The sequence below is a fragment of the Streptomyces lacaronensis genome, assembly GCF_047337785.1.
Classification (GTDB): Bacteria; Actinomycetota; Actinomycetes; order Streptomycetales; family Streptomycetaceae; genus Streptomyces; species Streptomyces lycopersici.
Genome location: NZ_JBLHDK010000003.1, coordinates 6,612,137 through 6,632,968 on the forward strand (window position 1 = coordinate 6,612,137; position 20,832 = coordinate 6,632,968).

General features: G+C 71.4%; 15 protein-coding genes. 10 read left to right on the forward strand and 5 right to left on the reverse strand.

The window, feature by feature from the left end:
* Positions 1–41: 41 nt before the first annotated feature.
* Both ACMTAK_RS28770 and ACMTAK_RS28775 read right to left on the reverse strand, forming a co-directional pair.
* Positions 42–860 (reverse strand): SAM-dependent methyltransferase, encoded by an 819-nt coding sequence (locus tag ACMTAK_RS28770; RefSeq protein WP_413808859.1) that lies wholly within the window; start codon positions 858–860, stop codon positions 42–44.
* Positions 861–1,232: 372 nt separating this feature from the next.
* Positions 1,233–1,514, reverse strand: a complete 282-nt coding sequence (locus ACMTAK_RS28775) for a DUF2530 domain-containing protein (RefSeq protein ID WP_413808860.1) — start codon at positions 1,512–1,514, stop codon at positions 1,233–1,235.
* A 237-nt stretch (positions 1,515–1,751) separates the two neighbouring features.
* On the opposite strand from ACMTAK_RS28775, the gene ACMTAK_RS28780 reads away from it, so the two are divergent.
* The 4 genes from ACMTAK_RS28780 to thpR all read left to right on the forward strand — a co-directional run bounded on the left by ACMTAK_RS28780 (position 1,752) and on the right by thpR (position 6,338).
* Positions 1,752–3,218, forward strand: a complete 1,467-nt coding sequence (locus ACMTAK_RS28780) for an NCS2 family permease (RefSeq protein WP_413808861.1) — start codon at positions 1,752–1,754, stop codon at positions 3,216–3,218.
* A 357-nt stretch (positions 3,219–3,575) separates the two neighbouring features.
* The gene (locus ACMTAK_RS28785; protein ID WP_044573694.1) at positions 3,576–4,037 is read left to right on the forward strand and encodes a MarR family winged helix-turn-helix transcriptional regulator; all 462 of its coding nucleotides are present in this window, start codon (positions 3,576–3,578) and stop codon (positions 4,035–4,037) included.
* A gap of 34 nt (positions 4,038–4,071) precedes the next feature.
* A complete protein-coding gene (locus tag ACMTAK_RS28790) occupies positions 4,072–5,577 on the forward strand; it encodes an MFS transporter (protein WP_413808862.1) in 1,506 nt (501 codons plus the stop codon).
* A gap of 167 nt (positions 5,578–5,744) precedes the next feature.
* Positions 5,745–6,338, forward strand: coding sequence for an RNA 2',3'-cyclic phosphodiesterase (gene thpR / locus ACMTAK_RS28795; protein ID WP_413808863.1), 594 nt, complete (start codon positions 5,745–5,747; stop codon positions 6,336–6,338).
* A 170-nt stretch (positions 6,339–6,508) separates the two neighbouring features.
* Here the strand turns inward: thpR and ACMTAK_RS28800 are convergent, their stop codons facing one another.
* Positions 6,509–7,504, reverse strand: coding sequence for an aldo/keto reductase (locus ACMTAK_RS28800; RefSeq protein WP_413808864.1), 996 nt, complete (start codon positions 7,502–7,504; stop codon positions 6,509–6,511).
* Positions 7,505–7,752: 248 nt separating this feature from the next.
* Entirely contained in the window at positions 7,753–8,304 is a 552-nt protein-coding gene (locus ACMTAK_RS28805; RefSeq protein ID WP_413808865.1) for a hypothetical protein, read from the reverse strand.
* A gap of 336 nt (positions 8,305–8,640) precedes the next feature.
* Between ACMTAK_RS28805 and ACMTAK_RS28810 the strand changes: the two genes are divergently transcribed.
* Positions 8,641–9,645: a hypothetical protein gene (locus ACMTAK_RS28810; RefSeq protein ID WP_413808866.1), complete on the forward strand. Its 1,005-nt coding sequence runs from the start codon at positions 8,641–8,643 to the stop codon at positions 9,643–9,645.
* Between the two features lie 134 nt (positions 9,646–9,779).
* Here ACMTAK_RS28810 and serC read toward each other — a convergent pair whose 3' ends face one another.
* A complete protein-coding gene (gene serC / locus ACMTAK_RS28815; protein WP_413808867.1) occupies positions 9,780–10,898 on the reverse strand; it encodes a phosphoserine transaminase in 1,119 nt (372 codons plus the stop codon).
* Positions 10,899–11,336: 438 nt separating this feature from the next.
* Between serC and ACMTAK_RS28820 the strand changes: the two genes are divergently transcribed.
* The 5 genes from ACMTAK_RS28820 to ACMTAK_RS28840 all read left to right on the forward strand — a co-directional run bounded on the left by ACMTAK_RS28820 (position 11,337) and on the right by ACMTAK_RS28840 (position 20,751).
* Positions 11,337–14,192: an FAD-binding and (Fe-S)-binding domain-containing protein gene (locus tag ACMTAK_RS28820; RefSeq protein WP_413808868.1), complete on the forward strand. Its 2,856-nt coding sequence runs from the start codon at positions 11,337–11,339 to the stop codon at positions 14,190–14,192.
* 239 nt (positions 14,193–14,431) lie between these two features.
* Positions 14,432–15,313 (forward strand): TIGR03084 family metal-binding protein, encoded by an 882-nt coding sequence (locus ACMTAK_RS28825; RefSeq protein ID WP_413808869.1) that lies wholly within the window; start codon positions 14,432–14,434, stop codon positions 15,311–15,313.
* On the forward strand, positions 15,310–17,010 hold the full coding sequence (locus ACMTAK_RS28830; protein WP_413808870.1) for an acyclic terpene utilization AtuA family protein: 1,701 nt from the start codon (positions 15,310–15,312) through the stop codon (positions 17,008–17,010). The genes ACMTAK_RS28825 and ACMTAK_RS28830 overlap by 4 nt, the downstream gene beginning before the upstream one ends.
* A 79-nt stretch (positions 17,011–17,089) precedes the next feature.
* Positions 17,090–18,688, forward strand: a complete 1,599-nt coding sequence (locus ACMTAK_RS28835; RefSeq protein ID WP_413808871.1) for an acyl-CoA carboxylase subunit beta — start codon at positions 17,090–17,092, stop codon at positions 18,686–18,688.
* A gap of 86 nt (positions 18,689–18,774) precedes the next feature.
* Positions 18,775–20,751 carry an acetyl/propionyl/methylcrotonyl-CoA carboxylase subunit alpha gene (locus tag ACMTAK_RS28840; protein WP_413808872.1) on the forward strand — a complete coding sequence of 659 codons (1,977 nt, stop codon included), beginning with the start codon at positions 18,775–18,777 and terminating at the stop codon, positions 20,749–20,751.
* Positions 20,752–20,832 lie beyond the last annotated feature (81 nt).

Sequence of the window (20,832 nt, forward strand, 5' to 3'; positions counted from 1 at the left end):
CCCCGGGACAAGGCCGGACCCTGGGACCAGGCCCGCCCCGGTCAGGGCTTGCGTGCCACGCCCGCGAAGATCGACAGCTCCTTGGCCTCCGCCTCGGCCCTGGCCTGCTCGCTCTCGGGCTTCCAACGGTGCGGCATCACCACGCCCGGATCGACAAGCTCCAGCCCGTCGAAGAATGGAAGGATCTCTTCCTGGGTGCGTCCCTGCACATGGATGCCGCTGCTGCGGTAGAGGTTGGTGACCGCGTCCGAGACCCCGGGGCGGGGGTCGAGCGCACCGTGTGAGAGCACGAGATAGCTGCCCGAGACCAAGGGTTCGACCAGTTGGCGCACGATCTCATACGGCTTCTGCTCGTCCGCGATGAAGTGCATGATCGCATTCAGCGACAGGGCGACCGGTTGGGACAGATCGAGGGTGTCGTTCAGATCCTCGGCGGCCAGGATCCCCTGTGGATCGCTGACGTCCGCGTGGATGTAGGCGGTGCGGCCCTCGGGCGTGGAGAGCAACAGGGCCTGCGCGTAGGCCAGCACTATCGGGTCGTTGTCCGCGTAGACGACCCGGGAGTCCGGGGCGGCCTTCTGGGCGACCTGGTGGAGGTTGGGCTCGGTGGGGATGCCGGTGCCGATGTCCAGGAACTGCCGTATGCCCGCCTCGCCCGCGAGCCAGCGGGTCGCGCGGTGCATGAATGACCGGTTGGCACGGGTCCACGGCTTGACGTCCGGCCAGACGGCCTCGACCTGTTCGGCGGCGTGAGTGTCGACCGCGTAGTGGGTCTTGCCGCCCAGGAAGTAGTCATACATGCGGGCCGAGTGCGGCTTGCTGGTGTCGATCTCATCGGCACGAAAGCGGTTACCGGTCATATCCCTCACATTACTGGTGAGTTGGCGACCACAAGACGGTAGTTCCCGAACAAAGTGCCCGCCGTGAGGCTTCCGCAACATTGTGAACGGCCCGTGAAGATCGTACAGTTGGCCCATCCGGCTCCGCCCGCGCGTCCCTGCGGCGGGGCCCTCATCTTTCTGTGCGCACCACTTTCTGTACGCACCACAGACGGGTGAGCGGGTGCGTGATGAGGAGGGGAGCGCGCCCGCGCACCAGGCCAGGGCGCCGGGCCGCTGCCGGGAACGGCGGACGGTCCGGCGCCGCGCCGTCGCGGGGTGTGCCGACCGTTCCGCGCGTCAGCAGTGCCGCTCGCGTCAGCCGTTCTGCTCGGGTCAGCCGTTCTGCTCGGGTCAGCTGTTCTGCGCGTCGGCCGTCCGCGCGTCGCCGTTCCGCGAGTCGCGGCGGATCGCCGCCTCCCGGGCCCGTACGTACCAGATGCCGAGCAGCCCGAGGCCGCCGCCGGCCAGGCAGGTCCACAGCCACCACAGATGTCCGTGCTCGTGGAACCAGCCGTAGAAGGGCAGCTGGGCGAGGAAGAGGACGAACCACACGATCGTGCCGCCGGTGATCGTGGCCACGACATTGCCCTCGAGGGGCTCCGGCGCCTCGTGCTTGGGGGTCCACTTCGTCATGGGCACAGCTTAAGCGGGGCGGGTCATGGGTCCGGCCGGGGCCGTGCCGCGGACCTCGCAGAGGCCGTACAGAGGCCGGGCAGAGGCCGTGCAGAGACCGCACAGAGGACCCACCGGGACCGGTTTGGCGATCGGACCTTGATAGTTTCATACTGAATACTTCTGGGTCTGAGTGGAATGTCTCGTTCGATCGTCCAAAGGGCCCGCTGTTGATGTTCACGCACCCTGAGGTCCTTCATGTCCCCCTCGGCCACCGTGCCGGTCGACGCCGGCAAGCAGGCTCCGACTCCCCCCGCCAACGGCATCGACAAGTTCTTCAAGATCAGCGAGCGTGGTTCCTCGATCTCCCGGGAGATTCGGGGCGGACTGGCCACGTTCTTTGCGATGGCCTACATCGTCGTACTGAACCCGATCATCCTCGGGGCCGGTACGGACAAGTTCGGGCATCAGCTCAACAACGGCCAGCTGGTCACCGCCACCGCCCTGATCGCGGGCCTGACCACGTTGCTCATGGGGATCATTGGCAACGTCCCCATCGCGCTGGCCGCTGGCCTCGGCATCAACGCCGTGGTCTCGCTCCAGCTCGCGCCCAAGATGAGCTGGCCGGACGCGATGGGCATGGTGGTGCTCGCGGGTCTGGTGCTGATGATCCTCGTCGCCTCGGGGCTGCGGCAGCGGGTGATGGACGCGATCCCATCCGGGCTGCGGCGGGCGATCGCGATCGGTATCGGGCTCTTCATCGCCCTGATCGGTCTGGTCGACTCCGGCTTCGTCAGCCGTAACCCCGACTCCGCGCACACCACCGTCCCCCTGGGCCTGGGCGTGGCCGGGCGGCTCCAGGGCTGGCCGGTGCTGGTCTTCGTGGCCGGTCTCGCGCTCACCTTCATCCTGATCGTCCGCAAGACGCGCGGCGCGATCCTGATCGGCATCGTGACCATGACCGTGGTCGCGATCGTGATCAATTCCCTGGCCCAGATCCCGGACGCCCAGTGGGGGCTGACCATCCCCTCGGTGCCGGAGAAGGTGGTCGACACCCCGGACTTCGGCCTCGTCGGCGATGTCAGCCTCTTCGGCGGCTTCCATGAGGTCGGCCTGCTCACCGGCTGCCTCTTCGTCTTCACCGTGCTGCTGTCCGGCTTCTTCGACGCGATGGGCACGATCATCGGCGTCGGCGAGGAGGCCGGGCTGACCGATGAGCGCGGTCAGCTGCCGGGCATGGGCCGGATCCTGATGATGGACGGCGTCGCGGTCGCGGGCGGCGGCTTCGGCTCGGCCTCGGCCAACACCTGCTTCGTGGAGTCCACGGCGGGCGTCGGGGAAGGGGCGCGCACCGGACTCGCGAACGTGGTGACCGGCGCGCTTTTCCTGCTCGCGCTGGTCTTCACCCCGCTGGCCAAGGTGGTGCCCTCGCAGGCCGCGACCCCCGCGCTGGTGGTCGTCGGCTTCTTGATCATGGCGGCGAACGTCAAGGAGATCGACTGGAGCGATTCCACGATCGCGATCCCGGCCTTTCTGACCATGATCTCGATGCCGTTCACGTACAGCATCACCAACGGGATCGGGCTGGGCGTCCTCTCGTTCCTGCTGCTGCGCATCGCCACCCGGCGGACCCGGGAGATCCCGTGGCTGCTGGGCGCGGTGGGGCTGTGCTTCCTGGTGTACTTCCTGCTCAACCCGATCGAACAGGCACTCGGCGTCTCCTGAGCCGAGCTCGGCCCCCGCCTGGGTCGCCCCGCGCCTGGGCCGCCCCGACTGGGCCCCCGCCTGGGTCGCCCCGCGCCTGGGCCGCCCCGACCGGGCCCCCGCCTGGGCCGCCCCGCGCCTGGGCCGCCCCGCGCCTGGGCGCCCCGGCCTGGCGGAGTCGTCGTCCCGCCCTGGTGTACGCCGTCCCGCCTGGCGCATGAGCGTTCCGCCCTGAGCGCCCCGGACCCCCGTGGTCCTGGGCGCTCATGCGTGCCGCCGTGCGTCACTACCCGGAGTCAACTCACTCGTCCGGGTGAAATAGAAATAGGGAAGTAACCAGGGTTTCATTAGGCGAGGTAATGAGTTATGCTAAAGACCATGCCGGATCTGTCCCGCCCCCAGCACCAGGCGGAGGCGCCCCCCGATGACGCGGCCGCCGTGAGTGCCCTGCGGTCCGGAGTGATGCGTCTATCGCGGCGGCTCAAGCACCAGCGGGTGGACGAATCGCTCAGCCCGACCGAGATGGCGGTCCTGGGCACGCTGGCCCAGTGCGGCTCCGCCACACCTGGCGAGCTGGCCCGCAAGGAGCACGTCCAGCCGCCGTCGATGACCCGCATCGTGGCGCTGCTGGAGGCCAAGGGGCTGGTCAGGCTCGAGCCGCATCCGGAGGACCGGCGGCAGAAAGTCGTCTCGCCGACCGAACGGGCAGAGGCCATGCTCGAAGAGAGCCGACGCAAGCGCAACGCCTGGCTGGCCGAGCTGGTCGGGGAGCTGACCGAGGACGAGTGGGACGTGCTGCGCGCCGCCGCGCCCGTGCTGGAGAAGCTCGCGCATATGTAAGAACGACCCCGAGGCAGCCAGGAGGCGAACGCACTTGAGTACGGGACCCGGAGCAGACTCCGCACCCGCACCGAAGAACCCCGCAAACCCCGGAAGCCCGGGATCCCCGGGAATCTCCGGACCCCCCGGAACCCCGGGAGCCGCCGGACCCGCCGGAACCCCGGGACCCCCGGGAACCGCCGGACCCCCGGGAACCCCCGCATCCGCCGCCGCATCCGCACCCGCCGTCACCGCCGGACGCACCAGGGGCGGTGGGACCTTCCGTTCGCTGAGGATCCGCAACTACCGCCTCTTCGCGACCGGTGCCATGATCTCCAACACCGGCACCTGGATGTCGCGGATCGCCCAGGACTGGCTGGTCCTGAGTCTCACCGGCTCCTCCACCGCGGTCGGTATCACCACCGCGCTGCAGTTCCTGCCCATGCTGCTCTTCGGTCTCTACGGCGGGGTCATCGCGGACCGATGTCCCCGGCGCCGACTGCTGCTGTTCACCCAGACCGCGCTGGGGCTGTGCGGGCTCGCCCTCGCCGCCCTCACCCTCAGCGGCCATGTGCAGGTCTGGCACGTCTATCTCATCGCGTTCCTGCTCGGCATGGTCACCGTCGTCGACAACCCGACTCGCCAGGTCTTCGTCAACGAGATGGTCGGCCCCAAGGATCTGCGGAACGCGGTCAGCCTCAACTCCGCGAACTTCCAGTCCGCCCGGCTGATCGGCCCGGCGGTCGCCGGTGTGCTGATCACCGCCGTGGGCAGCGGCTGGGCCTTCCTGATCAACGGAGTCTCCTTCGGCGCCCCGATCATCGGGCTGCTGCTGATGCGCACCAGCGAGCTGCACAAGGTCGAGCGGGCGCCGCGTGGCAAGGGGCAGCTGCGGGAGGGGCTGCGCTATGTGGCCGGGAACCCCGATCTGATCTGGCCGATCGTGCTCGTCGGCTTCATCGGCACCTTCGGCTTCAACTTCCCGATCTGGCTGAGCGCCTTCGCCGACGGTGTCTTCCACGCCGGGCCGGGTACGTACGGCCTGCTCAACACCCTGATCGCGATCGGCTCGGTGACGGGCGCGCTGCTCGCCGCCCGGCGGGTGGTGGCCCGGCGGCGGCTGCTGGTCGGGGCCGCGCTGATGTTCGGCGTGCTGGAGATGGTCGCCGCGGCCACCCCGTACTTCTGGCTCTTCGCGGCGCTCATGGTGCCGATCGGGATCTTCAGCCTGACGTTCAACGTGACCGCGAACTCCAGCGTCCAGCTCGCGACGGATCCCGCGATGCGGGGCCGGGTGATGAGCCTGTTCATGATGGTCTTCGTCGGCGGTACGCCGATCGGCGGCCCGCTGGTGGGCTGGGTTACCGACACCTGCGGCGCGCGCATCGGATTCGCCGCGGGCGGCCTGATCTCGGCGGCCGCCGCGGCCGCGGTGGGGCTGATCCTGGTCCGGGTCGGCGGCCTGCGGCTGAAGCTGAACCTGCGCCGGGGCCACCCGCATGTGATCTTCGTGCCGCGCACGCCTGAGACGGAGGAGAAGCCGCTGGCAGCCACGGCCTGAACCGCCCTTTGGCCTCGCCGGGGCTCCGCCCGGGACCCCGCTCCTCAAACGCCGGAGGGGCTGAGTTGCCAGCCCAGGAGAGGCTGGGCTGCCAACTCCCGGAGAGGCTGGGCTGCCAACTCCCGGAGAGGCTGAGTTCCCCACCCCCGGTGCGGGAGACTGGGCGGATGAGACTCTTCGCCGCCGTGTTGCCGCCGGAGGCGGCCGTCGCCGAGCTGGCCGCGCGGGTCAAGGCGCTCCGGGCGTTGCCGGGGGCGGACGGGCTGCGCTGGACCGAGCGGGAGGGCTGGCACTTCACACTCGCCTTCTTCGGCGAGGTGGCCGAGGACGTACTGCCCGAGCTGCACACCCGGCTGGCCCGCGCCGCCCATCGGCACCACCCCCATGAGCTGCGGCTCGCGGGCGGCGGCCGGTTCGACGACCGGGTGGTGTGGGTGGGTGTCGACGGCGACAGCGAGGCCCTGCGGCGGCTGGCCGACTCCGCCGAGGCGGGCGGCCGACGGGCCGGGGTCCCGATGGACCGGCACCGCCCGTACCACCCGCATCTGACCATCGCCCGCGCCCGCTCCGCGCGGCACCTCTCCCCGCGCCACGGCTCCGCCACCAGCCTCGCGCCGTACGTGGACGGGCTCATGGACTTCGCGGGCCGGGAGTGGTCCGTGGGCGAGCTCAGCCTGGTGCGCAGCCATCCACCGGCCCCGGGCGTCCCCGGACAGCAGCCGCGCTACGAGGTGGTGGCGGCCTGGCCGCTGGGGCACTGAGCGGTCCGGCTAATCTCGAGGTGTGGACCCCAAGACCAGAAACATGATCATGAGCGGCGCGCTGGTGCTGATCCTCGTCGTAGTCGCCGCGGCGGCGGCCCTGGGAGGCTGAACGCGAGGGGGCGTGGACCGCCGCGCGGCCCACGCCCCCTCCTGGCTCCCGCCCTCGGCTACCAGGCGAACGCCTCCGGCGACGGCCCCGGACCCGGGAAGATCTCGTCCAGCTCCGCCAGCACCTCCTCGCCCAGCTTCAGCTCCGACGCCCGTACCGCCGACGTCAGCTGCTCGGCCGTGCGCGGACCCACGATCGGACCGGTGACCCCGGGCCGGGTGAGCAGCCAGGCCAGGGCCGCCTCGCCGGGCTCGATGCCATGCTTGGCCAGCAGGTCCTCGTACCGCTGGATCTGATCGCGCACCGTCGCGTTCTTCAGCGCGTCGGCGCTGCGCCCGGACGTGCTGCGCGAACCGCCGCCCTCGCGCTCCTTGCGGAGCGCTCCGCCGAGCAGCCCGCCGTGCAGCGGCGACCAGGGGATGATGCCCACGCCATAGCCCTGCGCGGCGGGGATGACCTCCATCTCGGCGCGGCGCTCGGCCAGGTTGTACAGGCACTGCTCGCTGACCAGCCCGTACGAGCCACGGCGGGCCGCGGCCTCATTGGCCTGGGCGATGTGCCAGCCGGCGTGGTTGGAGGAGCCCGCGTAGACGATCTTGCCCTGCTGTACGAGGATGTCGATGGCCTGCCAGATCTCGTCCCACGGGGTGGAGCGGTCCACGTGGTGGAACTGGTAGAGGTCGATGTAGTCCGTGCCGAGCCGCTTGAGACTGGCGTCCACGGCCCGGCGGATGTTCACGGCCGAGAGCTTGTCGCTGTTGGGCCAGGGCTCACCCTCGGCGGCCATGTTTCCGTACACCTTGGTCGCGAGGACCGTCTTCTCGCGCCGCCCGCCGCCCTTGGCGAACCAGCTCCCGATGATTTCCTCGGTGCGGCCCTTGTTCTCGCCCCAGCCGTACACATTGGCGGTGTCGAAGAAGTTGATGCCCGCGTCGAGCGCGGCATCCATGATCGAGTGGCTGTCGGCCTCCTCCGTCTGCGGACCGAAGTTCATGGTGCCGAGGACGATACGGCTGACCTTGAGACCTGTGCGTCCGAGCTGCGTGTACTCCATGAGGATCAGCCAAGCCGTTGGAGTGCGCTCTAATCAAGGGGGGGGCGGGCCGGGTGCGCCGTCATCGGCGGCGGCAGGGTCCCGGCCGAGAATTCCCCGTGGAAAACCCGAAAGCCCGCTTTTTGGCCCCCCGTGCGGTCAAAAAGCGGGCGTCTTGGGGTTTTGCGGCTCCGGTCGGAATTCAATCGAGCATGATTGCCGGAGGTCGCCGCTGAATATGGGCGTCGAATGCGACCGGTCTTTTCGGATTACCGGGCGGCGCGGGACTTCATAAAGCCGAGAACGCCGAGGGCCAGGGCCATCAGCGCGCCGACCAGGACCATGTAGAGCCCCGGTCCCGCGGTCATGTCGTACAGCTTCGCGGCCTGCTCCGCGGCCTTCTCCGCGACCTGCTGCGACACCCCCTCCTCGTCCTTCAGCTTCTGGACGACGAGTCGCTCGGGGTCCGCCATGTTGATGACCGCGACAATGGCCATGGCCAGCCCCAGAACGCCGCCGACCAGGTAGAGCGCCGCCTTCTTGGTGGCCATGGCGGCGATGAACAGGATCGCCGCGACCAGGGCGACGATCAGCGTGATGATGCCGTCGCCGTCGATGCCCTTGATGCCCCCGGTGGCGCGCTCGGCGTCGGAGATCACCCAGTTCACCATGGAGCCGACCAGCGCGATGACCGAGCCGACGATCGCGAAGATCGCGATCTTCTTGGACGGCGCGGCCGGTGCCGCACCATGGTTGGGGGCGCCGGCGGAATGCGTGGGCGGTGCGGTTTGCGCATAAGAGGACTGGCTGTATTCGCTCATGAGCTCAGACCGTAAGCGGGGCCTTTCCGCATTGCAATGCCGCCGCCCGCTATGCCGTCAATGACCGATAAATTTCTCGCCGAAATAATCCCAGGATGAGATCAAATAATCTCGGGGTTATTTCGGGGTGGCTGCCCGCACAAATAATTGACAGACGTTATCTGCCCGTGATCGCGGAAGTCATGCGCGATCACAGAAGTGATGCCGGGGCGGAAGGCGGAAGGCGGAAGGCGGAACGCGGAGCCCCTGCTCGGGCGGAAGCCATGCGTGGCCGGAGGGGCCCCTCGGCGTGGTTCCGGCGCCGGACGCCCCCGGCGGGATGGCAGGCTTGGGCCCATGCGTCCGCTTCCGTTCGTACTCGGTGCCGCCGCGCTGCTGACCGTGTCCGCAGTCGCCCCGGCCGCCGCCGACGACTCGTCGTCGCCGTCCCCCTTCACGATCCAGGATTCACGGATCACCGAGTCCAGCGGCCTCGCCGCGAGCCGTCTCCACCCCGGCGTCTACTGGACGCACAACGACAGCTCGGACGGCCCGTACGTATACGCCGTGGACGGCAGGACCGGGAAGACGGTCGCGCGGGTCACCCTGCGCGGGATAGGGGATCCCCGCGATGTGGAAGCGATCTCGATAGGGCCGGACGGCAATGTCTACGTCGGCGATATCGGCGACAACCTGGGCGGTCAGTGGTCCCATGTGTGGATCTACCGCTTCCCGGAGCCGAAGCAGCTGAAGGACACCACCGTCACCGCGACCCAGTTCACCGTCAAGTATCAGGGCGGTCCGCGCAATGCCGAGGCGCTGATGGTTCACCCCAAGACGGGCCGCGTCTACATCGCCAGCAAGAGCGACGAGGACGGCGGGCTGTACGCCGGACCGACCACACTGAGCCCCTCCGGGGTGAATGTCTTCCAGCGGGTCGCCGACATCGACATGGAGGTCACGGACGGGGCGTTCTCCCCGGACGGCACCCGGCTGGTGCTGCGCGGTTACTTCTCGGCCGCCGAGTACCGCTGGCGGAACGGAAAGCCGGCGCGGCTGGAGGAGGAGCCGGGGCTGCCGCTCCAGCGCCAGGGCGAGTCGGTCACCTTCACCCCGGACGGCGGCACCCTCATGTACGGCACCGAGGGCGCGGGCTCCAAGGTGACGCCGGTGGACCTGGGCGGGGAGCTGCTGCCGGACGCCACCGCGAAGGAGCAGAAGAAGAAGGGGGAGTACTCCGACCGCGTCGACGGCAAGCTCACCGACGGCGACAAGAACGGCAACCTGGTCAAGGCCGGGCTCACCTTCGTCGGCGCGCTGGTGGTGTTCCTCGGCCTGCGCAAGCTCTTCCGTCGGAGCTGAACCCGGAGCTGATCCCGGGGCCGGTCGTCAGCGCGTACGAAGGGGCCCGCAGCCGGTGGTCGGCCGCGGGCCTCCAGCGCTTGGAGTGAGTCCTCTAGGGCTCGCAGTGAGTCTCTAGGGCTCGGAGTGAGTCCTCAGAGGTGCTCGATGACGTAGTCCACGCACGCCGTCAGGGCCTCGACGTCCGCCGGGTCGACGGCCGGGAACATCGCCACCCGCAGCTGGTTGCGGCCCAGCTTGCGGTACGGCTCGGTGTCCACGATGCCGTTGGCCCGCAGCGCCTTGGCGACCGCGGCGGCGTCGATCTCCTCGTTGAAGTCGATCGTGCCGACGACCTGCGACCGCTTGGCCGGGTCGGCCACGAACGGGGTGGCGAACTTGGACTCCTCGGCCCAGCCGTACAGCGTGCGCGAGGAGGTCGCGGTGCGGCGGACCGCCCAGTCCAGACCGCCCTGGCCGTTGATCCACTTCAGCTGGTCGTCCAGCAGGAAGAGCGTCGCCAGCGCCGGGGTGTTGTACGTCTGGTTCTTCAGCGAGTTGTCGATCGCGGTCGGCAGCGAGAAGAACTCGGGGACGTGCCGACCGGAGGCGTGGATCCGGGCGGCGCGCTCAAGCGCGGCGGGCGAGAAGACGCCGATCCACAGGCCGCCGTCCGCCGCGAAGGACTTCTGCGGTGCGAAGTAGTAGACGTCCGTCTCGGCGGTGTCGACCGGCAGACCGCCCGCCCCGGAGGTGGCGTCCACCAGTACCAGCGCGCCCTCGTCGGCGCCGGCCACCCGCTGGATGGGCATGGCGACACCGGTGGAGGTCTCGTTGTGGGTGAAGGCGTAGACGTCCGTGCCGCTCTCGGCGCGCGGCTCCGGGTGGGTGCCGGGGTCGGAGGTGATCACCGTGGGCTCCTCGAGCCACGGCGCCAGCTTCGCCGCCTTGGCGAACTTCGAGGAGAACTCGCCGAAGGACAGGTGCTGCGACTTGGAGTCGATCAGCCCGTGGGTCGCGATGTCCCAGAAGGCGGTGGAGCCGCCGTTGCCCAGGATGACCTCGTACCCCTCCGGGAGTTGGAAGAGCTCGCGCACCCCTTCGCGTACGGTGCCGACCAGGTTCTTGACCGGGGCCTGGCGGTGGGAGGTGCCCAGCAGGGAGCTTCCGGTCGCGGCCAGGGCGCTCAGCGCCTCGGTGCGCACCTTGGAGGGGCCCGAGCCGAAGCGTCCGTCGGCGGGCTTGATGTCATCGGGAATCCGGATCTCAGCCACGAGCCGAAGCCTAATCTGTCGGCCGCCGCGGTCCGACCGTCCGTCCAGCGGGTGAGACGGTATGTCCACATCCTGTTGACGCGCGAGGATGCGCCGGTATAGGGGATGCGCCGGTATAGGAACCCGATCGCGGAACATGGTGGCCTTAAGGCGGCCATGCGGCCATGCGGCCATGCGGCCATGCGGCCATGCGGGCCATGCGGGCATGCGGGCCATGCGGCCATGCGGGCCATGCGGGCTACGTGGGGCATGCAGGCCATGCATGGCGGCCATGAAGCGGCCGTCGAGAGGCCATGAAGCGATCCTGCGCGATCGTGTGCCGAGGCTATGAAGCGCCCGTGTACGGGCCATGCACAGGCCATGCATGCTGACCATGAAGCGGCCATGAATCGGAATTGGACATTCTCAACGGCCGCGTCGCCGTGGACCATGGAGGACATGGCTGATCACCAGGCAGACGAGCTGGAGCAGGCGCTGCGACGAGCCGTTCGCGGGGACGTCTCCTTCGATACGGCGAGCCGGGCCCTGATGACCATGGACGCGTCGAACTACCGGCGGGTCCCCGCCGGGGTGGTCGCGCCCCGCGACGGCGACGATGTGGCGGCGGCGCTGGCCGTGTGCCGGGAGCGCGGGGTGCCGGTGGTCGCGCGCGGCGGCGGGACCTCGATCGCGGGCCAGGCCACCGGGCTCGGCGTCGTCCTCGACTTCACCCGCCATATGCGCGGCATCCTCTCGCTCGACCCGGAGCGGCGTACCGCCGTCGTCCAGCCGGGCGTGATCTGCGACGACCTCCGTGCGGCGGCCGGCGCCCATGGGCTGACGTTCGGCCCCGACCCGTCCACCCACAGCCGCTGCACCCTCGGCGGCATGATCGGCAACAACTCCTGCGGCTCCCACTCCGTGGCGTGGGGCACCACCGCCGACAACGTCCACGAGCTGGACGTGCTCACCTACGGCGGGGAGCGGGTGCGTGCCGCCCAGGGCCTCCACGACCTGCCCGCCCGGCTCCGTGACGGCATACGGTCCCTGGCCGGCCAGCATCTGGCCCTGTTGCGCACCGGCTTCCCCGAGCTGCCCCGCCGGATCTCCGGTTACGCCCTGGACGAGCTGCTGCCCGAGAAGAACGCCGACCTCGCCCGCGCCCTCACCGGCAGCGAGGGCACCCTCGGCGTGGTGACGGAGGCGACCGTAAGGCTGGTGGAGGCGCCCGGCGCCCGTGCCCTGGCCGTACTCGGCTACCCCGACGAGAGCGCGGCGGCCGAGGCCGCGCACACCCTGCTGCCGTACGGTCCGCTGACCGTCGAGGGCATGGCCGCCGATCTGGTCGCCGGGACGACCGGGCTGCCCAAGGGCGGTGCCTGGCTGTTCGTGGAGGTCGGCGGCGCCACCCGCGAGGAGGCGCTCTCCCGCGCCCAGGAGGTGGCCCGCGCCGCCGCCGGGGCCACCACGGACCACACCGTGGTCGCCGACCCGGCCGGGCAGCGCGCCCTGTGGCGGGTACGCGAGGACGCCTCCGGGACCGCCACCCGGACGCCTGACGGCAGCGAGGCCTGGCCCGGCTGGGAGGACTGCGCGGTGCCGCCGCCCCGGCTCGGCGCGTATCTGCGCGATTTCCGCGCGCTGATGGCCCAGCACGGGCTGCGCGGCACGCCGTACGGGCACTTCGGGGACGGCTGTATCCACGTCCGCATCGACTTCGACCTGCTGACCGAGCCCGGCATCCGGGTCTTCCGATCCTTCTCCGCCGACCTCGCCGATCTCGTCGTCGCGCACGGCGGCTCGCTCTCCGGCGAACACGGCGACGGCCTGGCCCGCGCCGAACTGCTGCCGCGCATGTACGGGACCGAGATGGTCGGCCTCTTCTCCCGCTTCAAGGACCTGTGGGACCCGGAGGGCGGCCTCAACCCCGGCGTCCTGGCCCGCCCCCAGCGCCTGGACCAGAACCTGCGCTTCGATCCGCTGCCGAGGCGCCCGGTGGACGTCGAGTTCGGCTATCCGCACGACAAGGGCGACTTCTCGGCGGCGGTCCGGCGCTGTGTGGGCGTCGCCAAGTGCCGTAACGAGTCGGTGTCCGGCGACGGCGTGATGTGCCCGTCGTACCGCGCCACCGGCGAGGAGAAGCACTCCACGCGCGGCCGCGCCCGGCTGCTGCACGAGATGCTCGCGGGCGAGGTCGTCCAGGACGGCTGGCGATCGGAGGAGGTACGGGACGCTCTCGACCTGTGTCTGTCCTGCAAGGGCTGCCGCAGCGACTGCCCGGTGGAGGTCGACATGGCCACCTATAAGGCGGAGTTCCTGCATCACCACTACGAGGGCCGACTGCGCCCCGCGGCCCACTACTCGATGGGCTGGCTCCCGGTGTGGCTGCGCGCGGCGTCCCTCCTGCGGGCGGCCCCGGCGGCCAACGCGCTGGCCGGGGTGAGCCCACTCGCCACCCTGGCCAAACGCCTGGGCGGCATCGCCCCCGAACGCGGCATCCCGGAACTGGCCCACGAGCCCTTCATGAGGTGGTGGCGCGGCCGGGTCCGCGAGGCGGTACGCGAGGCGGGGGCCGGGGCCGAATCGGGATCGGGACGGCCCGAGCGCGGACAGACCGTCGTCCTCTGGCCCGATACCTTCACCAACCACCTCTCCCCGTCCGTCGGCCGGTCGGCGGTCGCCGTGCTGGAGGCGGCCGGGCTGCGGGTGGTCGTCCCGCCGAAGCCCGTGTGCTGCGGGCTGACCTGGGTCTCCACCGGCCAGCTCGACCGCGCCCGTACGGTCATGCGGCGCACCCTGGACGTCATGGCCCCGGCCCTGGACGCCGGACTCCCGGTGGTCGGCCTCGAACCCAGCTGCACCGCCGCCCTCCGCACCGACCTCCCCGAACTCCTCACCGCCGACCCGCGCGCCGCGCGCCTCGCCGAGTCCGTCTCGACGTTCGCCCAGACACTGGAGCGGTACGCCCCCGACTGGCAGCCCCCGAGGATCGACCGCCCCGTCGTCGGCCAGACCCACTGCCACCAACACGCCGTCCTGGGCGACACCGCCGAACGCCGCCTCCGCGAACGTGCGGGCCTTACGGGCACCTTGAGCGGCGGCTGCTGCGGCCTCGCGGGCAACTTCGGCTTCGAGAACGGCCACTACGAGGTCTCGGCGGCCTGCGCCGAGGAGCAACTGCTGCCATCCGTAAGGGCCGCGGAACCCGGCACCGAGATCCTGGCGGACGGCTACTCCTGCCGCACCCAACTCACTCAGCTGGCGGGCCGGAAGGGCCGCCACCTGGCGGAGGTACTGGCGGAACGGCTGCCGTAAGGCGAGCCGGTCGCGGTTGCCGGGGGCTGGTCGGCCGAGCCACACACCTCGTCGAGCCGACCAGCCCCACTCTTGGCGCGCCTGACGGGCCGTCTCAACCGGCTGAATCATGCAAGCGTGCTTGATTGTTTCTCGTCGCGCTGCCACCCTCGCTCGACGAGAGCACTCGAAGCACTCGAAGCACTCGACGAGGGCAAGAGAAGGCCGACACCCGACAGACCCGACGACGGGAGCGACGCGTGTCCGAGACGGAGGCTCTGCTCGGCGACCTGCGGGCGGAGGGGGACGAGTTGGACGGCCTGGTGGCCGGGCTCGGGGGCGCGGAGTGGCGGATGGCGACGCCCGCGCCCGGGTGGACCATCGCCCACCAGATCGCCCATCTCGCATGGACCGACGAGCGGGCCGTACAAGCCGCCGAGGACGCCCAGGGGTTCGCGGACGAGGTGCGCCGGGCGTGGGCCGCGCCGGAGGCGTTCGTGGACGAGGGCGCCGAGCGGGGCGCGGCCGAGCCGCCCGAGGTGCTGCTGGGCCACTGGCGCGAGGGGCGGGAGCGGCTGCTCCGGACGCTGGCCGCGCAGCCGCCGCGCGCCCGGCTGCCGTGGTACGGGCCGCCCATGAGCGTGATGTCCATGGCGACCGCCCGGCTGATGGAGACGTGGGCGCACGGCCAGGACGTCGCCGACGCCCTGGGTGTGCGCCGGGTCCCCACCGCCCGGCTGCGCCATGTGGCCCGGATCGGCGTCCGGGCGCGGGGCTACGCGTACGCGGCGCGGGGGATGGAGCCGCCGGCCGAGGAGTTCCGGGTCGAACTCACGGCTCCGGACGGTGAGGTGTGGGCGTACGGGCCGGAGGGCGCCGCTCAGCGGGTCACCGGACCCGCGCTGGACTTCTGTCTGCTGGTGACCCAGCGGGCCCATCGCGACGATCTGACCGTGCGGGCCGAAGGGCCGGACGCGGACCGCTGGCTGGACATCGCCCAGGCGTTCGCGGGGCCGCCCGGAAAGGGGCGCGCTCCGGGGCAGCGGACGGAGCACTTGGCGGGTGGCGACGCCGGAGGCGGCCCCGCGAACCCCGCCCCGCAGAGCGGTGTTCCCGGACACCGCCCGGGAGGCGCCCCATGACCCCTCCGCCCCGCCCCCTCCGTATCGGCAACGCCTCCGGCTTCTACGGCGACCGCTTCGACGCGTTGCGCGAGATGCTCACCGGCGGGCCCCTGGACGTGCTGACCGGTGACTACCTCGCCGAGTTGACCATGCTCATCCTGGGCCGGGACCGCGCCAAGGACCCCGCGCGGGGCTACGCCACGACCTTTCTGCGCCAGCTCGAGGACACCCTGGGGCTCGCCATGGAGCGCGGCGTACGGCTCGTCACCAACGCGGGCGGGCTCAACCCGGCCGGGCTGGCGGACGCGATCCGCGAGCTCGCCGAGCGGCTCGGGATCGGCTGCCGGGTGGCCCATGTCGAGGGCGACAACCTCCTCGGCACCCGCGACTGGGGGCCCGGCGTGGTCACCGCCAACGCGTATCTCGGCGGGGCCGGGATCACGGCCTGTCTGCGCGGTGGCGCGGATGTGGTGGTCACCGGGCGGGTGACGGACGCCGCACTGGTGACGGGCCCGGCCGCGGCGCACTTCGGATGGGCCGCCGACGACTGGGACGCGCTCGCCGGAGCCGTGGTCGCCGGGCACATCCTGGAGTGCGGTACCCAGGCGACCGGCGGCAACTACTCCTTCTTCGCCGAGTACGACGTCCGCCGTCCCGGCTTCCCCCTCGCCGAGCTCCACCCCGACGGCTCCAGCGTGATCACCAAGCATCCGCACACCGGCGGCGCCGTCACGGTCGGGACCGTCACCGCCCAGCTTCTCTACGAGACGGCGGGCGCCCGCTATCCGGGCCCGGATGTCACCGCTCGGCTGGACTCGGTGCGGCTGGCCCAGGACGGCCCGGACCGGGTGCGCGTCCACGGCGTACGGGGCGAGGCGCCGCCCCGCACCCTCAAGACCGGGCTGACCCGGCTCGGCGGCCACCGCAACGAGGTGGTGTTCGTGCTCACCGGCCTGGACATCGAGGCCAAGGCGGCGCTCGTACGGGACCAGATGGAGGGGGCGATGAGCAAACGCCGCCCCGCCGAGGTCCGCTGGTCCCTCTCCCGTACCGACCACCCCGACGCGGCCGTACAGGAGGAGGCGAGCGCACTGCTGCGGCTGGTGGTGCGCGACCGGGACCCGGAAGCGGTGGGGCGGGTGATCAGCGGCGCGGCGGTCGAACTGGCCCTCGCCAGCTACCCCGGCTTCCATGTCACCGCCCCGCCCGGAAAGGGCTCTCCTTACGGTGTCTTCGAGGCCGTGGAGACCCCGGCCGACACCGTGCCGCACACCGCCGTACTGCCGGACGGCTCCCGGCTCTCCGTTCCCCCGGCGCCCACCACGCCTGCCGCCGGAGGCCCGGTGGACGAGCCGCCGCTGCCGCCCCCGCTGCCGCCGGGCCCGACCCGCCGCGCCCCGCTCGGCGCGGTCGCCGGGGCCCGCAGCGGTGACAAGGGCGGCAGCGCCAACATCGGCGTCTGGGCGCGCGGCGAGGACGCCTGGCGCTGGCTGGCCCACACCCTCACCGTCGACCGGCTGCGGGAACTGCTTCCGGAGACGGCCGAACTGAACGTCACCCGCCATCCGCTGCCCCGGCTGCGGGCCCTGAACTTCGTCGTGGACGGCCTGCTCGGCGAGGGCGTCGCCGCGCAGGCCCGCTTCGACCCCCAGGCCAAGGCCGTCGGCGAATGGCTGCGCTCCCGCCATCTGGACATACCGGAGGTACTGCTTTGACTCCCCGTTCCGGCTTCCGGGCCACGGCCGTTGGCGATGGGTCGCCCTCTCGCGGCCTGGACATACCGGAGGTATCGCTGTGACCGTGCTCGCGTCCGCGCTCGACCCCGCAGGCGCCGAGCACACGGCCCACCGGGAGGCGATGCTCGCCAAGCTCGCCGAGTTGGAGGGTGAGCACGCCAAGGCGCTCGCCGGGGGCGGTGAGAAATACGTCCAGCGCCATCGCAAGCGCGGCAAGCTGCTGGTCCGCGAGCGGATCGAGATGCTGCTGGACCCGGACACCCCCTTCCTGGAGCTGTCGCCGCTGGCCGGCTGGGGCAGTGACTATCCGGTGGGGGCCTCGATCGTCACCGGTATCGGGGTGATCTCCGGTGTGGAGTGCCTGATCAGCGCCAACGACCCGACCGTACGCGGCGGGGCCAGCAACCCCTGGACGCTCAAGAAGGCGCTGCGCGCCCATGAGATCGCCCGCGCCAACCGGCTGCCGCTGGTCAGCCTTGTCGAGTCCGGCGGAGCCGACCTCCCCTCCCAGAAGGAGATCTTCATCCCCGGTGGGGCGATGTTCCGGGATCTCACCCGGCTGTCCGCCGAAGGGATCCCCACGATCGCGGTGGTCTTCGGCAACTCCACCGCCGGAGGCGCGTACATCCCCGGGATGTCCGACCACGTGATCATGGTCAAGGAGCGCTCGAAGGTCTTCCTGGGCGGTCCGCCGCTGGTGAAGATGGCCACCGGCGAGGAGAGCGACGACGAGTCGCTGGGCGGCGCCGAGATGCACGCCCGCACCTCCGGGCTCGCCGACTACTTCGCCACCGACGAGCCGGACGCGCTGCGCCAGGCCCGCCGGGTGGTCGCGCGCCTCAACTGGCGCAAGGCGCACCCGGATCCAGGGCCCGCCGAACCGCCGAAGTACGACGCCGAGGAGCTGCTCGGCATCGTTCCGAGCGATCTGAAGGTCCCCTTCGATCCGCGCGAGGTGATCGCCCGGATCGTCGACGGCTCGGACTTCGACGAGTTCAAGCCGCTGTACGGGCGCAGCCTGGCCACCGGCTGGGGCGCGCTGCACGGCTACCCGGTCGGGGTCCTGGCCAACGCCCAGGGGGTGCTGTTCAGCGAGGAGTCGCAGAAGGCCGCGCAGTTCATCCAGCTCGCCAACCAGCGCGACATCCCGCTGCTCTTCCTGCACAACACCACCGGCTACATGGTCGGCCGCGACTACGAGCAGGGCGGGATCATCAAGCACGGGGCCATGATGATCAACGCCGTCTCCAACTCCCGCGTCCCGCATCTGTCGGTGCTCATCGGTGCCTCGTACGGCGCCGGTCACTACGGGATGTGCGGCCGGGCGTACGACCCCCGCTTCCTCTTCGCCTGGCCCAGCGCCAAGTCCGCCGTGATGGGCCCGCAGCAGCTCGCCGGGGTGATGTCGATCGTCGCCCGGCAGTCCGCCACCGCCAAGGGGCAGCCGTACGACGAGGAGGCCGACGGCGCGCTGCGCGCCATGGTGGAGCAGCAGATCGAGTCCGAGTCGCTGCCGCTCTTCCTCTCCGGGCGGCTCTACGACGACGGCGTCATCGACCCGCGCGACACCCGCACCGTGCTCGGCCTGTGTCTGTCCGCCCTGCACACCGCGCCGGTCGAGGGCGCGCGCGGTGGCTTCGGCGTCTTCCGGATGTGAGTGAGGAACCCGTGAACTGTGCCTGTTTGTCCGCCTGTCTGTTCGTTCGCCTTGCCCGCCGCGCCCGGACGTGAGTGAGGAACCCCGTGATCCGTTCCCTCCTGGTCGCCAACCGCGCCGAGATAGCGCGGCGAATCGTCCGCACCTGCCGTGACCTCGGTATCGCCACCGTCGCGGTGCACTCCGACGCGGACACCGACGCGCCCCACGCGCGCGAGGCCGACGCCGCCGTAAGGCTGCCGGGCGACGCCCCGGCCGACACCTATCTGCGTGGCGATCTCCTGGTGAAGGCCGCCCGGGCCGCCGGGGCCGACGCCGTCCACCCCGGCTATGGCTTCCTCTCGGAGCACGCCGACTTCGCGCGCGCCGTAAGGGCCGCGGGGCTGGTGTGGGTGGGGCCGCCGCCCGAGGCGATGGAGGCCATGGCCTCCAAGACCCGGGCCAAGGAGATCATGCGCAAGGCGGGTGTGCCGCTGCTCGATCCGCTCGACCCGGCGGAGGTCGCCCCCGGCGATCTGCCTGTGCTCGTCAAGGCGGCGGCGGGTGGCGGCGGCCGGGGCATGCGGGTGGTGCGCGAGCTGGCCGCGCTCCCCGCCGAACTCGACTCCGCCCGCGCCGAGGCGGCCTCCGCCTTCGGCGACGGCGAGATCTTCGTGGAGCCCTATATGGAGGGCGCCCGCCATGTCGAGGTCCAGGTACTCGCCGACACCCACGGCACCGTATGGACCCTCGGCACCCGCGACTGTTCCCTCCAGCGCCGCCACCAGAAGGTCATCGAGGAGGCCCCGGCCCCCGGACTGGACGAGGAACTGCGGCGCATCCTGGCCGAGTCGGCGGCGAACGCGGCGCGTGCGATCGGCTACGAGGGTGCGGGCACGGTGGAGTTCCTGGTCTCGCCCTCGGGGCGGGCGTACTTCCTGGAGATGAACACCCGCCTCCAGGTCGAGCACCCGGTCACCGAGGAGATCCACGGTCTCGACCTGGTGGCGCTCCAGCTGCGGATCGCGGAGGGGGAGCGGCTCGACGCCGAGCCTCCGGCGGCCCGGGGGCACGCCGTCGAGGCGCGGCTGTACGCCGAGGACCCGGCGCGCGACTGGCGGCCGCAGACGGGGATCCTGCACCGGCTGGAGATCCCCGGGCTGCGGGTGGACTCCGGGCCGGACGGCGGGGACGCGATCGGCGTCCACTACGACCCGATGCTGGCCAAGGTCATCGCCGTGGGCCCCACCCGGGCCGAGGCGGTGCGGCGGCTGGCCCACGGGCTGGAGCGGGCCCGGATCCACGGCCCGGTGACCAACCGGGAACTGCTCGTACGGGCGCTGCGCCACCCTGAGTTCGAGGCGGGCCGTATGGACACCGGGTTCCTCGAACGCCATCTGCCCGAGCTGACCGCTGAAGCCTCCGAGAACGATGAGGCGGCTCCGCTCGCCGCCCTCGCCGCTGCTCTGGCCGACGCGGCGCGGCGCCCGGCGACCGTGGCGGGGCGGCTGGGCGGCTGGCGCAATGTGCCCTCCCAGCCGCAGCTGAGGAGCTACCGCGCCGAACCGGGCGGCACCGAGCACGAGGTGCGCTACCGCCTCACCCGTGACGGGCTGCGCGCGGAGGGCTTCCCCGACGTCCGGCTGCTGACCGCCGGACCGGGGCGGGATGCCGGGCCGGGGCGGGATGCCGATCCGGCGCGGGCCGTCGATCCGGCGCGGGTCGTCCTCGATGTGGCCGGGGTCCGGCGGACGTTCGAGGTGACGGCCTATGGGGACCGCCGCTATGTCGACACGCCCCAGGGCAGCCATGTGTTCACCGCGCTGCCCCGCTTCCCCGACCCCACCGCCCGCACCGAGCCCGGCTCGCTGCTGGCGCCCATGCCGGGCACGGTGGTGCGGGTCGCCGAGGTGGCGGTCGGGGACCGGGTCGAGGCCGGACAGCCCCTGCTGTGGCTGGAGGCCATGAAGATGGAGCACCGCGTGACCGCGCCCGCCGCCGGGGTGCTCACCGCCCTGCACGCGGCCCCCGGCCGCCAGGTCGAGGTCGGAGCCCTGCTCGCCGTCGTGGCGGCGGTGGAGTGACCGGGCCGCGCGGGACCGTAACGGTCCGCGGCGCAACGCATCACAGCTGGACCGCGCAACGCATCGCAAGGGGCCCGTACA

Excerpts from the sequence above, each read along its gene's own strand:
- ACMTAK_RS28805 (WP_413808865.1), bottom strand. The coding sequence starts at position 8,304 with ATGAGCGAATACAGCCAGTCCTCTTATGCGCAAACCGCACCGCCCACG.
- ACMTAK_RS28775 (WP_413808860.1), bottom strand. The coding sequence starts at position 1,514 with ATGACGAAGTGGACCCCCAAGCACGAGGCGCCGGAGCCCCTCGAGGGC.
- ACMTAK_RS28820 (WP_413808868.1), top strand. The coding sequence starts at position 11,337 with ATGGCTGATCACCAGGCAGACGAGCTGGAGCAGGCGCTGCGACGAGCC.
- ACMTAK_RS28770 (WP_413808859.1), bottom strand. The coding sequence starts at position 860 with ATGACCGGTAACCGCTTTCGTGCCGATGAGATCGACACCAGCAAGCCG.
- ACMTAK_RS28780 (WP_413808861.1), top strand. The coding sequence starts at position 1,752 with ATGTCCCCCTCGGCCACCGTGCCGGTCGACGCCGGCAAGCAGGCTCCG.
- ACMTAK_RS28785 (WP_044573694.1), top strand. The coding sequence starts at position 3,576 with ATGCCGGATCTGTCCCGCCCCCAGCACCAGGCGGAGGCGCCCCCCGAT.
- ACMTAK_RS28800 (WP_413808864.1), bottom strand. The coding sequence starts at position 7,504 with ATGGAGTACACGCAGCTCGGACGCACAGGTCTCAAGGTCAGCCGTATC.
- ACMTAK_RS28830 (WP_413808870.1), top strand. The coding sequence starts at position 15,310 with ATGACCCCTCCGCCCCGCCCCCTCCGTATCGGCAACGCCTCCGGCTTC.
- ACMTAK_RS28810 (WP_413808866.1), top strand. The coding sequence starts at position 8,641 with ATGCGTCCGCTTCCGTTCGTACTCGGTGCCGCCGCGCTGCTGACCGTG.
- thpR (WP_413808863.1), top strand. The coding sequence starts at position 5,745 with ATGAGACTCTTCGCCGCCGTGTTGCCGCCGGAGGCGGCCGTCGCCGAG.